General features: G+C 64.4%; 15 protein-coding genes. 2 read left to right on the top strand and 13 right to left on the bottom strand.

Going from position 1 to position 16,602, the window contains the following annotated elements:
• Nucleotides 1-76 precede the first annotated feature (76 nt).
• From GMOLON4_RS15210 to GMOLON4_RS16475, 5 genes are all read right to left on the bottom strand, one after another.
• Complete coding sequence (locus GMOLON4_RS15210; protein WP_026935922.1) at nt 77-1,219, bottom strand: mannitol-1-phosphate 5-dehydrogenase; 1,143 nt, start codon at nt 1,217-1,219, stop codon at nt 77-79.
• Nucleotides 1,216-1,650, bottom strand: a complete 435-nt coding sequence (locus GMOLON4_RS15205) for a PTS sugar transporter subunit IIA (protein WP_026935923.1) — start codon at nt 1,648-1,650, stop codon at nt 1,216-1,218. Before GMOLON4_RS15205 ends, GMOLON4_RS15210 begins: the two co-directional genes overlap by 4 nt.
• 24 nt (nt 1,651-1,674) lie before the next feature.
• Entirely contained in the window at nt 1,675-3,351 is a 1,677-nt protein-coding gene (locus tag GMOLON4_RS15200) for a PTS mannitol transporter subunit IICB (RefSeq protein WP_322745122.1), read from the bottom strand.
• A gap of 187 nt (nt 3,352-3,538) precedes the next feature.
• On the bottom strand, nt 3,539-4,441 hold the full coding sequence (locus GMOLON4_RS15195; RefSeq protein ID WP_026935925.1) for an alpha/beta fold hydrolase: 903 nt from the start codon (nt 4,439-4,441) through the stop codon (nt 3,539-3,541).
• A 131-nt stretch (nt 4,442-4,572) separates the two neighbouring features.
• Complete coding sequence (locus tag GMOLON4_RS16475) at nt 4,573-5,169, bottom strand: RES domain-containing protein (RefSeq protein WP_281170796.1); 597 nt, start codon at nt 5,167-5,169, stop codon at nt 4,573-4,575.
• A gap of 602 nt (nt 5,170-5,771) precedes the next feature.
• Between GMOLON4_RS16475 and GMOLON4_RS15180 the strand changes: the two genes are divergently transcribed.
• Nucleotides 5,772-5,957 carry a hypothetical protein gene (locus GMOLON4_RS15180; protein ID WP_146137512.1) on the top strand — a complete coding sequence of 62 codons (186 nt, stop codon included), beginning with the start codon at nt 5,772-5,774 and terminating at the stop codon, nt 5,955-5,957.
• Between the two features lie 94 nt (nt 5,958-6,051).
• The gene (galE, locus tag GMOLON4_RS15175; RefSeq protein WP_026935928.1) at nt 6,052-7,089 is read left to right on the top strand and encodes a UDP-glucose 4-epimerase GalE; all 1,038 of its coding nucleotides are present in this window, start codon (nt 6,052-6,054) and stop codon (nt 7,087-7,089) included.
• 93 nt (nt 7,090-7,182) lie between these two features.
• Here the strand turns inward: galE and glmM are convergent, their stop codons facing one another.
• The 8 genes from glmM to nadA all read right to left on the bottom strand — a co-directional run bounded on the left by glmM (nt 7,183) and on the right by nadA (nt 16,326).
• The gene (gene glmM / locus GMOLON4_RS15170) at nt 7,183-8,550 is read right to left on the bottom strand and encodes a phosphoglucosamine mutase (RefSeq protein WP_026935929.1); all 1,368 of its coding nucleotides are present in this window, start codon (nt 8,548-8,550) and stop codon (nt 7,183-7,185) included.
• A 14-nt stretch (nt 8,551-8,564) separates the two neighbouring features.
• A complete protein-coding gene (rpsI, locus tag GMOLON4_RS15165; protein WP_245575341.1) occupies nt 8,565-9,053 on the bottom strand; it encodes a 30S ribosomal protein S9 in 489 nt (162 codons plus the stop codon).
• 26 nt (nt 9,054-9,079) lie between these two features.
• On the bottom strand, nt 9,080-9,523 hold the full coding sequence (gene rplM / locus GMOLON4_RS15160; protein ID WP_026935931.1) for a 50S ribosomal protein L13: 444 nt from the start codon (nt 9,521-9,523) through the stop codon (nt 9,080-9,082).
• Nucleotides 9,524-9,888: 365 nt separating this feature from the next.
• A complete protein-coding gene (truA, locus tag GMOLON4_RS15155; RefSeq protein ID WP_026935932.1) occupies nt 9,889-10,776 on the bottom strand; it encodes a tRNA pseudouridine(38-40) synthase TruA in 888 nt (295 codons plus the stop codon).
• Between the two features lie 187 nt (nt 10,777-10,963).
• Nucleotides 10,964-12,298 carry a cysteine desulfurase family protein gene (locus tag GMOLON4_RS15150; protein WP_084147311.1) on the bottom strand — a complete coding sequence of 445 codons (1,335 nt, stop codon included), beginning with the start codon at nt 12,296-12,298 and terminating at the stop codon, nt 10,964-10,966.
• Nucleotides 12,299-12,307: 9 nt separating this feature from the next.
• Nucleotides 12,308-13,162: a carboxylating nicotinate-nucleotide diphosphorylase gene (nadC, locus tag GMOLON4_RS15145; protein ID WP_026935933.1), complete on the bottom strand. Its 855-nt coding sequence runs from the start codon at nt 13,160-13,162 to the stop codon at nt 12,308-12,310.
• 7 nt (nt 13,163-13,169) lie between these two features.
• Entirely contained in the window at nt 13,170-14,954 is a 1,785-nt protein-coding gene (locus GMOLON4_RS15140; RefSeq protein WP_026935934.1) for an L-aspartate oxidase, read from the bottom strand.
• A 64-nt stretch (nt 14,955-15,018) separates the two neighbouring features.
• Nucleotides 15,019-16,326 carry a quinolinate synthase NadA gene (gene nadA / locus GMOLON4_RS15135; RefSeq protein ID WP_026935935.1) on the bottom strand — a complete coding sequence of 436 codons (1,308 nt, stop codon included), beginning with the start codon at nt 16,324-16,326 and terminating at the stop codon, nt 15,019-15,021.
• Between the last annotated feature and the right edge of the window lie 276 nt (nt 16,327-16,602).

The following is a 16,602-nucleotide window of genomic DNA, read 5'->3' as shown; positions in this document are numbered from 1 at the left end:
CCTGCCTAGGCTCGGCTCGGGCTTGGGCTTGGGTCAGGTTCGCGAAGGTTGCATTCGACCTAGAACAAAATCGGTCCTAAACCAAGTCCTTCTTCGCTGCCAGCACGATCTTCACGAGCTCGTCGTAGAGCAGATCGCCCTGGTCGATACTAAATACACGGTCCAAGACACTCTCGGCCGTGCATCCGGTCAGCACTTTGAACAGCTCTTGCGACTGCGGATCCGAATCTTCCCGGAAACGTAGCGCCGCGGAAATCCCGCGCAGCAGCGCGTCATAGGACATCTCTCGCTCGGCGAGTTCATACGCAGGCTGCACGAATCGGTCGTGGCGCCCGAGCTTCCGCATCGGTTGCCGGCCGATCCGGACCGGGGTGTCCGGCAATTCGGGGTTCTCGAATCGTTGGATCGTGCGATCCACGTAGGCCTGGTGCTCTTCCCGTGAGAAGCCGTATTTTGCGATCAGTAAGGCGCTCGTTTCGGCGAGCACCGCATCCACCTCGGCCCGAACCTTTGGGTTCGCGAGCGCCGAAGCGATCGACCGCTCCCCCTCGAGGTGGCCCCAATAGGCCGCGGTGGCGTGGCCGGTGTTCACGGTAAAGAGCTTCCGCTCGATATAGGGGCTGAGGTCGTCGACATAGTGTGCGCCTGACAACTCAGGCTCCCGGCCGGCGAACGGCCCGCGTTCGATGGCCCATTCCGAGAAGTCCTCGACGACCACGTCCACGCCCTTGGCGTCGACCGCCGGAATGATTCGGTCCACCGCGGTATTCGCGAACACGGCCTTCGCCGCGACCGAAGCATCAGCTTCAAGCACGTGCTCGCGCAACTGGTCGGTCGCGTTGATCGCGTTCTCGCAGGCCATCACAACCGCCTTCGGCGCATCCGCCGAACGCGCCGCAAGCCCCTTCGCGATCACCGGGGCAATGAACTTCAAAATCCCCACCCCGACCGCGCAGGTAATGATCTCTGCCTCGGCAACCGCAGCCACCGCATCCGCCTCATTGGCCGCCGAATTCACTGCGCGATAGCGATCAACCACGTGCGTCTTCGCCTCGGCACCCACCTCGTGAACCTCGTAGGTACCGGCCGTGTTCAGGGCGTCGACGAGTTCGGCATTGACGTCGGAAAACACCACGTCATAGCCGGATTCGTGGAGGACGAGTCCGATGAATCCGCGACCAATATTGCCCGCGCCGAAGTGGACAGCTGTTTTCGTCATTCTTCGTTCACCGATCCCAGCAGCTCATAAAGCTCGGCAGCATCACTCGCCGCGAGCAGCTTCTCGACCTCTTCTTCCTCCGAGAAAACCAGCGCAATCTTCGAGAGAATTTCGAGGTGGCCGCCGTCCTTCCCCGCGATGCCAACCACGAACCGCACCTCATTGCCGTCCCAGTCGATGGGCGCCGCGGTCCGGATGAACACGAGCGCCGAGTCGAGCACCTCGTCCTTCGCTTCATTCGTGCCGTGCGGAATCGCGAGCAAATTGCCCATATAGGTGGACAGGGTTTTCTCGCGATCAAACATGGCGTCGACATAGGACTCGGTCACCGCGCCCGCGCCGACGAGCTGGCGGCCCGCCTCGCGAATCGCTTCGTCCTTGTCGGTGATCGGGCTGCTGGCAAATACGCGATCGGGGGTTAGCACGGACATGCGGTTCTCCTTAATGGTGGTTCGTTATTCGCTATCGGCACTGCTACCAGCGCCGCCATCAGCACTGCGTTGTTCGCGGATTCTCTCCACGACCTCGTCATAGCGTGGTGAATTCATGAAGTTATCAACCGAAACATGGATTGCGTCTGGGTTTTTCATCTGCGCCCGCGAAGTGAGTTCCTTCTGGGTAATGATCAGGTCGGCGGAGGTATCTAGGTTCGCGATCGCGAGGTTGGTCACCTCGATGCCATCGAACCCGGCTTTCTTGATCTTGTTGCGCATGACGCTCGCGCCCATCGCGCTCGACCCCATTCCGGCATCGCAGGCGAAGACGATCTTCTTGATCTCGCGATCGGGGGTCGCGGTGGCCGGGGTGGATGCGCCACCCGCTCCGGCGCTCGCCTCACCTGTCGAGGCATACGGGGATGCGCCTGCCGCGGTTCCCGAGGCCGTCGCTGCTGCTGCCTGAGTTCCGCCCGCACCTGCGGAGGCGCCGGACGCTGCCAAGCCAGACAGTGCATCCGACTTTTTGCCCTTGTTAGCCTCGGTCTGCGCAATTGCCTTGGCCAGCGCATCCTCTGTCTCAAGGTCGCGCTTGCGCGACAGCCTCAGGATAAATGCGGCCACGAGGAAGGAGACCGCGGCGGAGAGAATGACCGAGAGGATCACACCGAGATAGCTGTCGCTCGCGGTTTGGGCCATGATCGCGATGAATGAGCCCGGGGATGCGGGGGCTCGCAGGCCGGCGTGGAAGACCATGTTCGTGCCGACACCGGTCGCGCCGCCGAGGACCACCGCGATCAGTAGGGCTGGCTTCATCAGGACATACGGGAAGTAGATCTCGTGAATACCGCCGAAGAAGTGGATGATGATCGCGCCGGGCGCGGTCGCCTTTGCGATTCCGACGCCGAAGAAGGTGAAGGCGAGCAGGATGCCGAGGCCGGGCCCCGGGTTCGCTTCCAGGAGGAAGAGGATCGACTTGCCATCGGTCGCGGCCATCTGGGTGCCAAGCGGTGTGAGCACGCCGTGGTTGATCGCGTTATTGAGGAAGAAGACCTTCGCGGGTTCGATCAGGACGCTCACGAGCGGTAGCCAGCCAGTGTCAATCAGCCAGCTCACGCCGAGGCTGAGGATGTCCATGATCCAGTTGACGATGCGGGCAAGGATGAAGAACCCGAAGATCGCCATGATCAGCGCGAGGATACCCGCGGAGAACATGTTGACGAGCATTTCGAAGCCCGCCTTGACCTTGCCGTCCCAGAGCTTGTCGAGTTGTTTCATGACCCAGGCCGCGAGCGGACCCATGATCATCGCACCGATGAACATGTGGACCTGGCCGAGTTCGTTTTCCCCTGCAGGGAGCGTCGCGTTGAACTGCGCGATCAGGAAGTCGGAACCCGCGATGACACCCATGGTCGCGACGGTCGCGACCACGCCGCCGCGCTCTTTGTAGACCATGCGCCCACCGGTATTCGCGATGAGCAATGGGAGTAGGTAGTGGATGGTTGGGCCGACGAGGGATGCCAGGCCCTCGTTCGGGGTCCAGCCGTCAGGGATGAAAAAAGCTGTGATGAGGCCCCACGCGACGAGCGCGGGGATGTTCGGCATGATCATGCCGGAGAGGAACGTGCCAAACTTTTGGACCGCGACGCGAACTCCGCCCTTGGCGGACTCGTCGGTGGCCACTGCTGAATCAGTCAAAACCGCCTCCTAGTTAGGGGGTTCATTGCACCGTCTTAGTTCGCCAAGAATACGCTTTGATCGGGCAAAACGGGACCACGACGGGCACATTGTCATGACTTCGCAACGAAGTTCCCAAGCCCCCTGAGTAGGAGCGAAGCGACGTATCGAAGGGCCCCGAGTAGCCCGAAGCGCATATCGAGGGTGCTCAAGAATCCGCAAAGAACTCCAAGATCACCTTCGTCGTCGCTTCCGGTGCTTCGTCGATAAGGAAGTGCGCCGCGCCGACAACAATCTCGAGCCGTGCATCGCGTCCATAAATTTCAGGATGCGCGAACGCCTTCCGCACGATGCGCTCAGGAAATGGCTTGTCTTCGCTCCCGAACACCCAAAGTGACGGCATCTCGAGTCGCACGTCCCGATACGTTCCGCGCATGAGCCTCCCAAGCTCGGGAAACAGCATGTTTCGGCAGAGCACGCCGCAGGATTTCACGATCCGCGGATGGCCCATGATCTCCACATAGGTCGCTTCGATGTCAGCGTCGAGCGGTTCGGCCGTGAAGTGCGAGAAGAACCATCGAGGCAGCTGGCCCGACTTCATCATCGAGGATCCCACTCCAGGAATTGCGAGCACCTCCTGGTGCCAAAGGTGCGCCATCCCCGGCACCATTTCGGCGGTGACGCGCATTTGCAGCGGCGGCACGGCGAGCGCCACCTGAGACGTCACCCGTTCCGGATACTGAACCGCGAGTTGAAACGCCGAGATCGCACCGATGTCGTGGCTCACCATGCGCGCCTCGTCGAGTCCCAACTCGTCAAGCAGTAAGAGGAGGTCTTCCATACGCCGGGTTCGCGTTAGTCCCCGCACAGGCAACTTGCTCCACCCTTCGCCTCGAAGGTCAGGAGCAATGGCGAGGTAGCCAGCAGCCGCGAGGGCCGGCATCAGGTCGCGCCACTCCCACCACGTTTGCGCGAAACCGGGTAGGAGCAGGACCGGCGCTCCTGTACCCATCGTGGCGACATGCATCCGCCCGTCGGGAAGTTGGATGTATTCGTGCCCGACACCGTCGACGATTGGCATCTCGGGGGTCGCCGCGTTAATGGTGCTCATGAGTCACCTCGGCTCGAACGTCGTTGTTCGTGGAATCAATTTTACGACCGCTGGAAGACCGCGGAACCGTGAATTACCCCGCAAAGTGACCGCAGCTTGAACCTTATGGACGTCAGCGCCTTGGCAAGTCTTTAGTCGTCGAGGTCGGGCAACATGATGACACCAAGTTCTTCGGCAAGCTCGTCCAACAAGAGTCGTCCAGCACCTTCCAACAACGACCCCGACGCGTTCCGATACGGTCCCAACTTCCAGGCGTCGCGTGCCGCAGGAAGGCGACCAGCGAATATGACGGCGACTTCGACTGGCTTGCCTCCGACAAGTTCTGCTTGCCGCGAGTGCCACACTATTCCAGCCAAGTCCGGAGCCTCCGCGTGAATAGTCCTCGCAACTCGGCGTGTGCAGGGGTAGTGCTCCGCACTCGCACTGGCAATTTGCGCCCTCCCCAGGCCAAGACGTGCCAATTGCGCGTCCCGAAGGTCCGCCAGGGTCAAAGAAGTAGGGGGAATGACGTGGGCATGCAACTTACCCAACAGTGACTGCTCCGAAACAACACGTGGCATGCGCTCGTGCACCCCGTGCAACGCCGTTTCCAATAAGGCTGCGGCCAATGATTCCGCAAGGTAGAGGGTAGGGACGCGAGCACCGGTAGCGACCTCGTCGAAGGGCGCAAACCGCAAATCACCGTAACCCGGATTTGACTGTGCGAAACCGTCACGAGCGTCATACACACGAAACCAATGTCGACTGGGCGGAAACGTAGCTGTCGGCAGGCGTCCACCGCGCGAAAGCGTTGCCAGTTCATCAACGGCGACGGTGCAGCCGCCGGGATCCGGACAGTGCAGGTCCTGCGGTGGGAATCCCCCACTCACGCCGCGTTACCCTGTCCGTCCCTGAGCCCTGAGGCGTAACGGTCTGCTGCTCGCTTTGCCCGCGCTATCGAGGTGACGACCACTTCAGCGGGAATGCCGCCACTGAGCAGGTTGGTCGGGCTCGTGAGCTACGCCCAAATCCCCCATCCGTCTAGGCCCACGTGCGCCAGGGGACGAATCAACTCAGCGATGAGGGGGTCACTCCCTCCCTTTGCAGTGAGCTGTACGCGTGGGATGAGCGTGTGGCCTCGCACCTCGACGGTGAAGAGTTCATGCCTTTGCCTCATCCTCGAAACCCAGGTTCGAGCCGAGCTTTCCTGCGAGCCCCTCAGCTGAGCCAAGGACTCATAGTCCTCTGCCCCTTCGGATTGCAAGAGCTGCGTGCGAAGCTCGGCGGTCCGTTGCAATTGAAGTTGCGTCGCTTCCGACACGAGCGGTGTGTCTCGCTGCATCTCTAGGAGATGCGTTTCCAGCACTTTGCGGGCACGGATGCGCTCCTCATCGAACCGACGTACCACGTTCACCGCATACTCGACGTCCTGAACCGACATGCCCGTGACTTCTACGCTGTCGTGTCCGGTATCTCGAACATGCACGGAATCCTGACCAGGCGCGATCATTACTGCGTCACCTCAGCCTTCATGTAGCGATGTAGCACTGTCAAGACTATCGCGTAGTTGTCCCATATTGCTGAGACGCGATCCCACCATCAGGCGAATCCCAAGATGCTACGGTTATGAGGTGAGAGTCCTTCTAACCGGTGGTGCTGGATACATCGGTTCGCACATTGCTGTGGTTCTGCTCGACGCAGGCCACACAGTCATTGTGCTGGACAATTTCGCGAATAGTCATCCCGAATCGCTTCAGCGGGTGCAACAAATCACTGGCAAACCGGTCACATTGATCAATGCCGATCTAGCCGATTTTGCAGCGACCAGCGCTGCGCTCGAAGATGTCGATTTTGATGCGGCCATCCACCTCGCGGGTCTCAAGGCGGTCGGCGAATCAGTCGAACACCCCACGCGCTATTACCGAGTGAACCTCACCGCGACGCTCAATCTGCTCGACATCATGCGGGCAAAGGATGTTCGGAAGCTCATTTTCAGTTCTTCGGCGACGGTGTACGGCGTACCGCAGTCGGAGAACGCCAGCATCGACGAAGCGCATCCCGTGGGCGTTGGCGTGACGAACCCATACGGCTGGTCAAAGGCCTGGTCCGAGCAGATGCTCCGCGATGCGCAGGTGGCATGGCCCGAGCTTGAAGTCACCCTGCTTCGATACTTCAATCCCGTCGGCGCCCACGAGTCGGGGGCGATCGGCGAGGACCCGTTCGGGAAGCCGAATAACCTCATGCCGTTTGTGGCGCAGGTTGCGGTCGGCAGGCGCGAGCAGCTCCACGTGTTCGGCGACACGCACCCGACGCCGGATGGTACTGGTGTGCGGGACTACATCCACGTCGTCGATGTCGCGGAAGGGCACGTCGCCGCGCTGGGGCACTCCTCTCCCGGGGTCCAGGTGTTCAATCTCGGGTCGGGCTCGGGCAATAGCGTGCTTGAGGTCGTGGCGACATACTCCAAAGTGAGCGGGCGGCGCATCCCATTCGTGATCGATCCGCCGCGCGCCGGAGACCTCGGTACCGTCATCGCCGATCCTGGAAAAGCCAATCGTGAGCTTGGCTGGCGCACCAAGCGCACGCTCGAGGATGCGTGCCGCGATTCGTGGCGCTGGCAGGATCAGAATCCGGATGGGTTTCGGACTGTTCGCGCGACCGGCACGTAGGTTCGCTGGTTACCACGTAGGTTCGCTGGCAACCAAAAAAAAGGAGCTCGGCGCGTGATGCACCGAGCTCCTTTCATGTAGCTTCGCGGCTCGCTACAGCGCCAGTCGCTCGCTGACCACTGCCGCGAGTCGCTGCGCGCAGTCTTCGGCCTGCTCGTGCGTTTCGGCCTCAACCATGACGCGAACGACAGGCTCGGTGCCGGACGGGCGAAGCAGCACGCGGCCGCCCTCGCCGAGCTCGGCCGACATCGCGCCGACGGCTTCCTGCACGCCCTCGTCCGTGTCGCAGTCGTGCTTGCGCACGTCGCGAACGTTGATGAGCACCTGCGGGTACACCTTCATGACCTGCTTCAGCTCGGACAACGGCTTACCGGTTGCGGCAACCACCGTCGCGAGGGTCAGCCCGGTCAGCACGCCGTCACCGGTCGTGGCGTGGCGCGTGATGATCACGTGGCCAGACTGCTCGCCGCCGAGCGCGAGGCCGCGCTTGTTCAGCTCGGCGAGCACGTAGCGGTCGCCGACCTTCGTCTCGAGCATCTTGATGCCGTGCTCTTTCATCGCGATGCGCAAACCGAGGTTCGACATCACGGTCGCGACGAGCGTGTCTTCGGTGAGAAGGCCTCGACGGCGCAGCGAAAGCGCGATGATCGCCATGATCTGGTCACCATCGACGACTTCACCGTTCTCGTCGACCGCGAGGCAGCGGTCGGCGTCTCCGTCGTGAGCGATGCCCATGTCGGCGCCAAGGCCAACGACAATCTCCTGGAGTCGCTCGAGGTGCGTCGAGCCGACGCCGTCGTTGATGTTGAGCCCGTCGGGCTCGTTACCAATGACGGTAACTTCCGCGCCAGCATCCTTGAACACCTGCGGCGAGACACCGGCTGCGGCACCATTCGCCGCGTCGATGACGACGTGCAGGCCGGAAAGCGGCGCGCGGCCGTCCTCGTGAATCACCGGCATCGAGCTGAGCAGGTGGAGCGCGTAGCGGTCCTCCGCGTCGGCGAAGCGGGAAATGTGCCCGACATCACCGTTCACCGGGCGAGCCGGTTCCTGCTCGAGCTGAGCTTCGATCTCAGCTTCGAGTTCATCCGCGAGCTTCAAGCCACCGCGGGCGAAAAACTTAATCCCGTTATCGGGTGCGGGGTTGTGCGACGCCGAGATCATGACGCCGAAGTCGGCGTCAGTGTCGGCGGTCAAGAACGCCGCAGCGGGCGTTGGGATGACACCGGCATCAAACACATCCACCCCGGAGGATGCGAGGCCTGCAGCCACCGCCGATGAGAGGAACTCTCCAGAAATGCGGGGGTCGCGGGCAAGTACCGCGACGGGCCGCCGGCCGTGCTCGCGCGCATCACGCGCGAGCACAACCGCGGCGGCCTGGGCGAGGGACGTCGCGAGTTCAACTGTCAGCAGCTGATTCGCGAGCCCTCGCACACCGTCGGTGCCAAATAGGCGAGCCATATTCTCGAAACGGCCTAGCGCTTCGAGAACTGCGAGGCCTTACGGGCCTTCTTAAGACCGGCCTTCTTACGCTCCTTGACGCGCGGGTCGCGGGTCAGGAAGCCAGCCTTCTTGAGGCCAGGGCGGTTGTTGTCACGGTCAACCTCGTTGAGCGCGCGAGCGATACCGAGGCGAAGCGCGCCGGCCTGGCCCGAGGGGCCGCCACCGCGGATCGTTGCGATAACGTCGTACGCGCCGCCGAGCTCGAGCAGCGTGAACGGGTCGTTGATGAGCTGCTGGTGCAGCTTGTTCGGGAAGTACTCCTCGAACTCACGGCCGTTGACCGTGAACTTGCCGGTGCCGGGAACGATGCGCACGCGGGCTACTGCCTGCTTGCGACGTCCGACAGCAGCACCCGGCACGGTGAGTGCGGGGCGGGGAGCCGAAACCTCAGCCTGCTCGGCAGGGGTCTCGGTGCTGTAGTTGGTGGGCTGCTCCTCGATGGAGTCTGCGATGGTCGCCACTTGTTCGTCCTTCGTCATTCCTGCCGCTACTGGGCAACCTGGTCAAAGGTGTATGGCTTCGGCTGCTGAGCCGCGTGCGGGTGCTCCGGACCCGCGTACACCTTAAGCTTCTTGAGCATGTCACGGCCGAGCGAGTTCTTCGGAAGCATGCCACGGATCGCCTTTTCAACGGCGCGCTCGGGGCGCTTCTCAAGGAGCTCTTCGTAGCTCTCGGCGCGGAGACCACCCGGGTAACCCGAGTGACGGTAGGCCATCTTCTTCTGCAGCTTCGCACCCGTGAGCGCTACCTTGTCGGCGTTCACGATGATGACGAAGTCTCCAGTGTCAACGTGCGGTGCAAAGATCGCCTTGTGCTTGCCGCGCAGGAGCGCGGCGGCGTGCGTTGCGAGTCGCCCGAGGATCACGTCGTTGGCGTCAATGACGTGCCACTCACGGGTAACTTCACCCGCCTTCGGAGTGTAGGTACGCATAGTTATGCATCTTTCGGTCGAAGGGATTGGTCGTGAGTCCCACTCAGTTGCGATAGTTTCAACGGCGGATGCCGTTGGTAACGTCGCGGTAGAGGGTCCACTTCGATGCCATGACAGAGTCACAGACAACTTACATAGCTTAGGCCGACTCGGGAACCAACGTCAAGCAATCATCGTGCGCACTTGGGAAATGCTCGGGATGGATGCGCTGATTCGGCTGATTCCACAAGGCGCGAGCTGGTCGGTGGGATGCGCTGCTCGCGTCTCGATACGCGCCTTCGGCGCTACTCGACGATCGTGAGGCTCGACTCGACGAGCGACGATTCGAGTAGCCAGCTTCGCTGGCTACTCGGCGATCCTAGGTTCTACTCAACGAGCTTGAGGTGGGGTGGCGCCGTGCGCTTCGCGCGGGTTTGGGTTTGACGGGCCGCGAGCTCGGCCTCCTGCGGGTAGCCCACCGCGGTGAGCGTCAGGCCCTTCGCCGCGAGCACCGTGAACTCGTTCGAGCGGTCCTGCAGCTCAAGCAGCGCCGGGACCCGCGAGAGCTTGAGTCTCCCCTGCCCCACCGCCGCGCACATCCCCACGAGCGAGCGCACCATCGAGTGACAAAACGCATCCGCCCGCACCTGCGCGATGAACACGCCAGCCTCGTCGCGCGACCAATGAAACTCCTGCAGCGTGCGGATCGTCGTGGCGTGCGGGCGGGGCTTGCAGAAGCCCGCGAAGTCGTGGAGGCCGATGAGTACCTCGGCGGCGCGATTCATGTCGTCGAGGTCGAGCTCGCGGCGCACCAGCGTCGTGCGGTGCCTCTCGAGCGGGTTGGGCGCGATCGTGCTGTCGGCGATGCGGTATTCGTACGAGCGCCAAATTGCGGAGAACCGCGCGTCGAAACCCTCCGGCGCCTCGGTCACGCGGGTGACCACAACATCCGACTCGGGACCGAGCACCCCCGCGAGCCTGCGCATCAGTGCATCGGCCGGGCCGTCGTCGCGGTTGCCGCGCGCCGTCGCTTCCCAAGCGGACTCCGGCAGATCGAGGTGCGCGACCTGTCCGGTGGCGTGAACCCCCGCGTCCGTTCGCCCCGCGACCGTGAGCAGCGGGCCGGACTCCGGCAGATCGCGGTAGATGATCCGCAGCGCATCCTCGAGGGTGCCCTGCACAGTGCGCAGCTCGGGCTGTGTCGCCCAGCCGCTGAAGGCCGTGCCGTCATACGCGATGTCGAGGCGGATGCGCACCGTGGCGATTTGGTCCATGGGGTCTATCTTGCCTGGTTGTTGGGGTGAGTTGCTGTCTGCACACGCAATCATGCGGCGCGACGTCCGCTGCGGGGATCCGTCACTCGATGCAGTCCCGCGGCAGTGTTCGGACAACGAGCGACGGACCTGCGGAGCGTTTCGGAGCGTCGTTGCGGGCCCGTTAGCCCGGGTGACAGCTCCTGCGTTAGGTCGACGAGGTGCCTATTTCTTGCAGTGCTCGAATCGCGAGTTCGAGTTCCCCTGCGACGCCCTCGAATCCGGTGCCGTCATGCGGAAGCGTGAACCGCACCGAGGTCTGCGCGGTCTCGCGGTCAATGCCGAGGGCGGTGAGCACGTGCGAGGGCTCGTCGCTGCCCGCGGCGCACGCCGAGCCCGAGGATGCGATCACGCCGCGGCGCGCGAGTTCGAGCAGCACCGCCTCGCCGCTTGTGCCCGGGAACACGAAGCTCGCGAGATTCGGGAGCCTTGTCCTCGCTGACGCTGGGGTCTCGGCTCGTTCGACATCGGGTTTCGGATCGCTGGCCGTCGACGCCGCGAGCGCCGTCGGCTCCGGGCCGGTGAGCCTTGCGGTCGGGATGCGCTGCCGCACCTCCGTGACCAAGCGGCCGAGTTGGGCTTCGGCTTCGACTGCCGCCTGCATCCGTTCTGCCTCGGCCAGCTCGAGGGCGACCGCGAGCGCGATCGCGCCCGCGACGTGTTCGGTGCCGGAGCGGCGAGCGCGCTCTTGTCCCCCGCCGTGCAGGATCGGTTCGAGCGGGATGCGGCCACGGATCACCGCGACGCCAATGCCGCGCGGCGCGCCCACCTTGTGGCCCGCGATCGTGAGGGCGTCGACGCCGAGCTGCTTGAATTCGAGCGGCAGCCAACCCGTCGCCTGCACCGCATCCGTGTGTAGCCACGCGCGACCCGGGAGCGTGCGCGGCCGATTCAACCCCTTGATGGCTCCCGCGATTTCCGCGATCGGCTGCACCGTGCCGATCTCGTTGTTCGCCAGGCCGATCGACACGAACGCCGTGTCGTCCCGGATGCTCGCGGCGACCTCTGCGGGATCGACGCGACCCTGCGCATCCACCCCGAGGTACGTCGCGTCGTAGCCGTGCATCCGCTCGAGGTACGCGACCGACTCGAGCACCGAATCGTGCTCGATCCGCGTCGTGACGACGTGCCGCGCCTTCGGGTTGCCGAGCGCGATGCCCTTAATCGCGAGGTTGTTCGCTTCGGTGCCGCCCGAGGTGAAAATCACGTCGCCCGGCCGGGCACCGAGGATGCGCGCCACGCGTTCCCGCGCATCCTCGAGCACGGCCTTGGCCCGCTCTCCGACCTCGTGGTGGCTCGAGGGATTGCCGAAGACCGTGGCGTAGCAGTGGGTGAGCGCGTCGAGGGCCTCGGGACGGACCTGGGTCGTCGCGGCGTTGTCGAGGTAGCGGAGGGTTTCGGGTGCGGCCGATTTCCGCGGGCTGGTGCGAGGGTGTTCGGTTAGAGGCGCGTGCGAGGAAGTGTCGTGCCCGGTCGTCGTCATGCTGGTTGCCTAGCTCGTGATGCGCATGTCGAGGCCGAGGTCGAGCGCGCGGGCGGAGTGGGTCAGCGCGCCGACCGAGATGACGTCGACGCCGGTTTCGGCGATCTGTTTCACCGTGTCGAAGTTGACTCCGCCGCTCGCCTCGACGACGGCGCGGCCCGCGATCTTCGCGACGCCCGCGCGGAGATCGTCGAGGCTGAAGTTATCGAGCATGATCGAGTCGGGTTGGGCCGCAAGCACCGCGTCAAGCTGGTCGAGACGATCGACCTCGACCTCGAGGTGGGTGGTGTGCGGGATGCGCCAGCGGGCCTGTCGGAGCACCTCGGTGAGGTTCATGCCGCTGTTCAGCAGGATGGCGAGGTGATTGTCCTTCGCCATCGCAGCATCCGACAGGTTGCGCCGGTGATTGTGGCCACCGCCGGAGCGAACCGCGTGGCGCTCGAGGGCCCGGAGGCCCGGGGTGGTCTTGCGGGTGTCGACGATGCGGGCCTTGGTGTGTTTGGTGCGGTCGACGTACTGCGCGGTGAGCGTCGCGATGCCCGACATGCGCTGGATGAAGTTGAGTGCGATGCGCTCGCCGGTCAGCACGCCTCGGGCAGGGCCGTGGATAGTTGCGAGGCGGTCGCCTTGGTTGAAGTGGTGGCCGTCTTGGGTTTCGAGCGTGACCTGGATGCGCGGGTCGGCCTGGCGGAAGGCCTCGGCGAAGACGGCGCCGCCGCTGAAGACGCCGGGCTCGCGGGCGCCGAGCTCGGCGCTCGCTTGCGCGCCCTCGGGGATGAGGCTCAACGCGGTGAGGTCGCCCCAGGGCGCATCCTCTTCGAGAGCGATCGCGACGACGCGGGTGATTTCGTGTGGGGTCAGCATGTGGGTCCTAGTGCGTTGGTGCGAGCGTCGTGTTGGCGGTCGTTGCGTCGGCGCGGAAGTGGGCGCCCTTGGATTCGGTTCGTTGGAGCGCCGCTTGCGTAACGAGGGCGGCGAGTTCGAGGAGGTTCTGGTCTTCGGGGTCTTGCGGGTTTGCGGTGGTCTGCCAGTGGTGGATGCGCTGCTCGGCTTCGCCGAGCCCCTCGGCCGTTCGGATCAGGCCGGCGTTGCGCCACATGAGTTGCTGCAGCGCCGCGCGGGAGAATGGCTCGTTTGGCTCCTCGGCACCGCGTTCCGCGAGTCGGCCATCCCGATCCCCGAGTAGGCCGCAGGCCGTATCGAGAGGCGAGCGACGATCCCCGAGTAGGCCGCAGGCCGTATCGAGGGGCACATCTCGATACGCCGCTGCGCGGCTACTCGACGAGCTGGGGTTCGCATCCATGCCGATGGCCAGCGCGACTCGCGCTCCGAAGACCGCACCTTCGAGCAGCGAATTCGACGCGAGTCGATTCGCGCCGTGCACGCCGGTGCGGGCGACCTCGCCGACGGCGTACAGCCCCGGAACCGTGGTTTTGCCCCACAGATCGGTGCTGATGCCGCCCATCGCGAAGTGTGCCGCTGGCTGCACGGGGATCGGTTCGCGGGACCAATCGAGTCCGCGCGCTTTGAGTGCAGCATCAATCGTCGGGAAACGGGATGCGAGAAAGTCACGCCCGAGCTGGGTGGCGTCGAGGAAGGCGCCTCGACCGCTGCCTTCGGCGCCTCGATACGCCGCTTCGCGGCTAATCGGCGATCGTTCCTCGAGTAGGCCGCAGGCCGTATCCAGAGGCACACCTCGATACGCCGCTTCGCGGCTGCTCTGTGAGCGTGAGGGTGACTCGCCTGCACCCGGCGAGCCGGGCATTCCCTGGGCCGCGATCGCTCGAGCGACGATGTCTCGCGGGGCGAGTTCCGCGCGCGGATCGATGTCGAGCATGAATCGGTAGCCCGTCTCGTCGACGAGAGTCGCGCCCTCGCCGCGAACCGCCTCCGAAATCAGGAACGGCTCCCCGACAGCGAGGACCGTCGGGTGGAATTGCATGAACTCGAGATCGGCAAGCTCCGCACCAGCTCGAGCGGCGATGACAATGCCGTCGCCAGTTGCAGAGTCTGGGTTGGTCGTGAACGGGTACAGGCCGCCGTAGCCTCCTGTGGCGAGGATGACGGCGTCGGCTTCGAGTGCGAGCACCTCGACGGGCTCGGCGAACACATCCTGCACTTCGACGGGCTCGGCGATCGGGACGAGCTTCGAAAAGCGGGCGCCGACGGCGCGACCGTCGCGCACGATCAGTTCCCGGAGCATCCTGTGCTCGAGGAAGCGAACGCCCGCGCGCCGAGCGGCGGTGACCAGCGCCTCGTGGATTCGTGCGCCCGTCGCGTCGCCGCCCGCGTGCACGATGCGCGCGATCGAGTGCGCGCCCTCGAGCCCGCGGCACCACTGACCAAACTCGTCGGTGTCGAACTGGACGCCCTCGCGAGCGAGCTCGTGGATGCTCTCCGCGCCCGACTCGCACAGCACCTGCACGGCCTCGGGGTCGCAGTGTCCGGCGCCGGCGACCAAGGTGTCGTGGACATGGGAGGCGACCGAATCATCCGGGAACACCGTGCCCCCGATCCCGCCCTGCGCGCGCACGGTGCAGCCGTCTTCGAGGCGGCGCTTGGTGACGAGGAGGACGTCGTGGCCCGCCTCGCGCGCGTGCCGCGCTGCGGTGAGGCCGGCGATGCCGCTGCCTACAACGAGGACTGTTCGGGTCATGGTTTTGCCCTTCGTGTCGCCGCCTCTCGATACGGGCTTCGCCATACAAGAGGAGCGAAGCGCCTCACGACCGCACCGCCGGAAGCGCCGCGAGCATCCGCTCGAGCGCGACGCGCGCTGGTTCTGCGACCGCCGCATCCACCGAAATCCGGTTGCGCACTTCGCCCGCGACGAGCCCCTCGAGCACCCACGCGAGGTAGCCCGGGTGGATGCGGTACATCGTCGAGCAGGGGCAAACCACGTCGTCGAGGCAGAAGATCGTGTGCTGCGGGTATTCGGCCGCGAGCCGTTGCACGAGGTTGATCTCGGTGCCGATCGCGATCGTCGACCCAGCCGGCGCCGCCTCGACCGCCTTGCGGATGTAGTCGGTCGAGCCCGACTCGTCGGCCGCATCCACCACATCCATCGGACACTCGGGGTGCACGATCACGCGCACGTCGGGGTACTGCTCGCGGGCCTGCTCGATCTGCTTCACGGTGAAGCGCTTGTGCACCGAGCAGAAGCCGTTCCAGAGAATCACTTTCGCCCTCTCGAGCGCATCCTCGGTGTTGCCACCGAGCGGCAGGTTTGGGCGCCACAGCGGCATGTCCTCGAGGCTGATGCCCATCGCCTTCGCGGTATTGCGGCCGAGGTGCTGGTCCGGGAAGAAGATCACCCGCTGCCCGCGCTCGAACGCCCACTCGAGCACCGTCGACGCATTCGACGACGTACACACGATGCCGCCGTTGCGCCCGCAGAACGCCTTGATCGCCGCCGAGGAATTCATGTAGGTGACCGGCACGAGCGGCACTCGACCCTCCGCATCCGCCTCGTCGCCGTAGATCTCGACGAGCTGCTCCCACGCATCCTCGACCTGATCGATGTTCGCCATGTCGGCCATCGAGCAGCCCGCCGCGAGGTTCGGCAGGATGACGTGCTGGTTCGGGTTCGAGAGCATGTCGGCCGTCTCGGCCATGAAGTGCACACCGCAGAACACGATCGCCTCGGCATCAGGATGCGCGAGGGCCGCCTTCGCAAGCTGGAACGAGTCGCCCACGTAATCGGCGAGCTGCACGACCTCGTCGCGCTGGTAGAAGTGGCCGAGAATCACGAGCTTGTCTTGGAGCGTGTCTTTGGCGGCTTGGATGCGCTGGTGCAGCTCCTCGTCGGATGCCTCGCGGTATTCGGCGGGCAGGGTTCCCTGCGTTGGCGCGTTCAGCGGGATGATGTCGCGGGCGGATGCGCCGGGCCCATATCCGGGGATGCGGTCGAAGTCCCAGGTGGGCTCGGCGAGGTCGGTGCCGCAGGCCGACTGGTTGCTCTGTTTGCGGGCGATGCGACCGATGTTCTGGGCGACGGACGCCTTGTTTTCGGTGGTTGCGGTGTGAGACATCGTTGTTTCCTTTGGTGCGTGGATGCGCTGGGTTTCGTGAGTGCGCAGCGTCGGTGCTGCGTGTTGGTTGGTTTGAGGTGCGGTGGGGGTGTGCGCTGCACTTGTGCTGTCGTGGACAGCGCGGGGGCGTCGCCGGTTCTCATTGCCGGTAGCGCTTGCCCTTGCCCGTACTTCGGCAATCTTGGCGGCTACCCGCAATGCAGCGGATTGCGCTCATTGCCGGTAGCGCTTGCCCTTGCCCGCACTTCGCCAATCCTGAGCGCTACCGGCAATGCG

Source organism: Gulosibacter molinativorax, assembly GCF_003010915.2.
In the GTDB taxonomy this organism is placed as follows: Bacteria; Actinomycetota; Actinomycetes; order Actinomycetales; family Microbacteriaceae; genus Gulosibacter; species Gulosibacter molinativorax.
This window is presented reverse-complemented; position numbering and strand designations above follow the sequence as displayed.

Excerpts from the sequence above, each read along its gene's own strand:
- GMOLON4_RS15210 (WP_026935922.1), bottom strand. The coding sequence starts at position 1,219 with ATGACGAAAACAGCTGTCCACTTCGGCGCGGGCAATATTGGTCGCGGA.
- GMOLON4_RS15205 (WP_026935923.1), bottom strand. The coding sequence starts at position 1,650 with ATGTCCGTGCTAACCCCCGATCGCGTATTTGCCAGCAGCCCGATCACC.
- GMOLON4_RS15195 (WP_026935925.1), bottom strand. The coding sequence starts at position 4,441 with ATGAGCACCATTAACGCGGCGACCCCCGAGATGCCAATCGTCGACGGT.
- GMOLON4_RS15180 (WP_146137512.1), top strand. The coding sequence starts at position 5,772 with ATGCGTTTCCAGCACTTTGCGGGCACGGATGCGCTCCTCATCGAACCG.
- glmM (WP_026935929.1), bottom strand. The coding sequence starts at position 8,550 with ATGGCTCGCCTATTTGGCACCGACGGTGTGCGAGGGCTCGCGAATCAG.
- rplM (WP_026935931.1), bottom strand. The coding sequence starts at position 9,523 with ATGCGTACCTACACTCCGAAGGCGGGTGAAGTTACCCGTGAGTGGCAC.
- truA (WP_026935932.1), bottom strand. The coding sequence starts at position 10,776 with ATGGACCAAATCGCCACGGTGCGCATCCGCCTCGACATCGCGTATGAC.
- GMOLON4_RS15150 (WP_084147311.1), bottom strand. The coding sequence starts at position 12,298 with ATGACGACGACCGGGCACGACACTTCCTCGCACGCGCCTCTAACCGAA.
- nadC (WP_026935933.1), bottom strand. The coding sequence starts at position 13,162 with ATGCTGACCCCACACGAAATCACCCGCGTCGTCGCGATCGCTCTCGAA.
- GMOLON4_RS15140 (WP_026935934.1), bottom strand. The coding sequence starts at position 14,954 with ATGACCCGAACAGTCCTCGTTGTAGGCAGCGGCATCGCCGGCCTCACC.
- nadA (WP_026935935.1), bottom strand. The coding sequence starts at position 16,326 with ATGTCTCACACCGCAACCACCGAAAACAAGGCGTCCGTCGCCCAGAAC.